This is a genomic window from Salipiger sp. HF18 (assembly GCF_011806505.1).
In the GTDB taxonomy this organism is placed as follows: domain Bacteria; phylum Pseudomonadota; class Alphaproteobacteria; order Rhodobacterales; family Rhodobacteraceae; genus Salipiger; species Salipiger thiooxidans.
On record NZ_JAATOS010000442.1, the window covers coordinates 1 to 3,278 of the forward strand.

2 tRNA genes and 2 rRNA genes are annotated in these 3,278 nt (G+C 54.8%); all 4 read left to right on the plus strand.

The window, feature by feature from the left end:
• Window positions 1–408: 408 nt before the first annotated feature.
• Window positions 409–1,870, plus strand: a 16S ribosomal RNA gene (locus HC022_RS22065).
• A gap of 238 nt (window positions 1,871–2,108) precedes the next feature.
• A tRNA-Ile gene (locus tag HC022_RS22070) sits at window positions 2,109–2,185 on the plus strand.
• A 20-nt stretch (window positions 2,186–2,205) separates the two neighbouring features.
• Window positions 2,206–2,281, plus strand: a tRNA-Ala gene (locus HC022_RS22075).
• 436 nt (window positions 2,282–2,717) lie between these two features.
• Window positions 2,718–3,278, plus strand: a 23S ribosomal RNA gene (locus HC022_RS22080); the annotation flags it as partial.

The window sequence follows — 3,278 nt, forward strand, 5'->3', positions numbered from 1 at the left end:
CACCGGCGGCGCTGAGGCGCTGACGGGACGCAGGACGGAGCGGCGGCGGCGAGGAAACGAGGCGCGGTTGCAGACGATGCGGACGGAACATCGAGAGGCAGGGAAAGGCGGGCGCGCCGGAAGATAGGGCGCACTGGTCTGGTTTTTGTCTCTCACGCTCTTTGACATTGATGATATCTGAAGAGATATGCGGGCGACTCTGGTTCATTCGATGGATCAAGTCTCTGTATATCGCGCTGGTAGGGGTAACCCGATGATCCAGTGTCAGCTTCACTGTTTGTACGGCTTTCGGTTTCTGATGAAACCTGAAGCACACAAACAGATGACTTCCATCGGGAATTCCTTAGCCGGGTCCTGATGGAGATGTGCAGAGGTTCGAACGTCAAGGATAGCAGAGCAATCTGCTTTCAACTTGAGAGTTTGATCCTGGCTCAGAACGAACGCTGGCGGCAGGCCTAACACATGCAAGTCGAGCGCACCTTCGGGTGAGCGGCGGACGGGTGAGTAACGCGTGGGAACGTGCCCTTCTCTGCGGAATAGCCACTGGAAACGGTGAGTAATACCGCATACGCCCTTCGGGGGAAAGATTTATCGGAGAAGGATCGGCCCGCGTTAGATTAGGTAGTTGGTGGGGTAATGGCCTACCAAGCCTACGATCTATAGCTGGTTTGAGAGGATGATCAGCCACACTGGGACTGAGACACGGCCCAGACTCCTACGGGAGGCAGCAGTGGGGAATCTTAGACAATGGGCGCAAGCCTGATCTAGCCATGCCGCGTGAGTGATGAAGGCCTTAGGGTCGTAAAGCTCTTTCGCTGGGGAAGATAATGACTGTACCCAGTAAAGAAACCCCGGCTAACTCCGTGCCAGCAGCCGCGGTAATACGGAGGGGGTTAGCGTTGTTCGGAATTACTGGGCGTAAAGCGCGCGTAGGCGGATCAGAAAGTTGGGGGTGAAATCCCGGGGCTCAACCTCGGAACTGCCTCCAAAACTCCTGGTCTTGAGTTCGAGAGAGGTGAGTGGAATTCCGAGTGTAGAGGTGAAATTCGTAGATATTCGGAGGAACACCAGTGGCGAAGGCGGCTCACTGGCTCGATACTGACGCTGAGGTGCGAAAGTGTGGGGAGCAAACAGGATTAGATACCCTGGTAGTCCACACCGTAAACGATGAATGCCAGTCGTCGGCAAGCATGCTTGTCGGTGACACACCTAACGGATTAAGCATTCCGCCTGGGGAGTACGGTCGCAAGATTAAAACTCAAAGGAATTGACGGGGGCCCGCACAAGCGGTGGAGCATGTGGTTTAATTCGAAGCAACGCGCAGAACCTTACCAACCCTTGACATCCTAGGACCGCCAGAGAGATCTGGCTTTCACTTCGGTGACCTAGTGACAGGTGCTGCATGGCTGTCGTCAGCTCGTGTCGTGAGATGTTCGGTTAAGTCCGGCAACGAGCGCAACCCACATCTTCAGTTGCCAGCAGTTCGGCTGGGCACTCTGGAGAAACTGCCCGTGATAAGCGGGAGGAAGGTGTGGATGACGTCAAGTCCTCATGGCCCTTACGGGTTGGGCTACACACGTGCTACAATGGTGCCTACAGTGGGTTAATCCCCAAAAGGCATCTCAGTTCGGATTGTCGTCTGCAACTCGACGGCATGAAGTCGGAATCGCTAGTAATCGCGTAACAGCATGACGCGGTGAATACGTTCCCGGGCCTTGTACACACCGCCCGTCACACCATGGGAGTTGGGTCTACCCGAAGACGGTGCGCCAACCTTTCGAGGGGGCAGCTGGCCACGGTAGGCTCAGCGACTGGGGTGAAGTCGTAACAAGGTAGCCGTAGGGGAACCTGCGGCTGGATCACCTCCTTTCTAAGGATGTTCCTAGATCATCCGGTTCGCCGGAAGACATGGAACACTTAGCAAGATCCGATTAGTCATCGGATCATACATCACGGACCAGGTCGTCCTCATATCTCTTCAGAACGAACACGCGGGCCGCCGGCTCGTATGTAGTTGCCTGGCTCCGTCGGAGGCTGGCCCTCTCGGCAGATTTTGCGATGCAAAATCGCCTGTCGGGCAACGTCGATTTTGCATTGCAAAATCAACTGGGTCGGTAGCTCAGGTGGTTAGAGCGCACGCCTGATAAGCGTGAGGTCGGAGGTTCAAGTCCTCCTCGACCCACCAGTCCCTCCGGGGATCAAGATGGGGCCTTAGCTCAGCTGGGAGAGCGCCTGATTTGCATTCAGGAGGTCAGGAGTTCGATCCTCCTAGGCTCCACCATCTCACCGGAGGTGATGGACCGGACGGCATCCCGATTAGATCGACAAGCACTGAGTGAAGTGCTTCTCCGTCCAATCGGACATCGTCGAGTACGCTCGACGGGTTTTACATCGTATAGAGAGATACAAATCAACATTGCTTGGTTCGCCGAAGTGACGGATGAACCTCTGCAGGTCTCCCTTGAGGAGAGGTGGTTGACGGTCTAGCCGACCGGAAGGCCATATCCCTGCCGAAACGAGCAATCGTTGTCCAAGTCAAGTACACTAACCCGTGCGATCGCGAGATCGCACAAGTCCACTCGACAGAGTGGGCGGGAAAGTATGCTTTTGGTCCAGTATCATAGCAACCGGTCGAACCAGACGGTTGCGGTGCAGGTGAGCTCCGCGGCGCTCAAGCAGCGAAGCGGTAGCGCAACAACCTGTCTTTTACTGGATCAAATCAAGCGCGAGAAGGGCGTTTGGTGGATGCCTTGGCAGTAAGAGGCGATGAAGGACGTGATACTCTGCGATAAGTCCTGGGGAGCTGAGAATAAGCTTTGATCCAGGAATTTCCGAATGGGGCAACCCACCTGAAAGTTCATTATAATTACTTCGGTAGTTTATAATGTTCTTAAACAGGTACTTTTAACCTGAATACATAGGGTTTTAAGAGCAAACCCGGGGAACTGAAACATCTAAGTACCCGGAGGAAAGGACATCAATAGAGACTCCCCTAGTAGCGGCGAGCGAACGGGGACCAGCCGAACTCTGAGAGTGACTGGAATGGTCTGGAAAGGCCAACCATAGCGGGTGACAGTCCCGTACAGGAAGCTCGATGAGACGTATCAAGTAGGGCGGGACACGTGAAATCCTGTCTGAAGATCGGAGGACCACCTCCGAAGGCTAAGTACTCCTTACTGACCGATAGCGAACCAGTACCGTGAGGGAAAGGTGAAAAGCACCCCGACGAGGGGAGTGAAACAGTACCTGAAACCGAACGCCTACAATCAGTCGGAGCT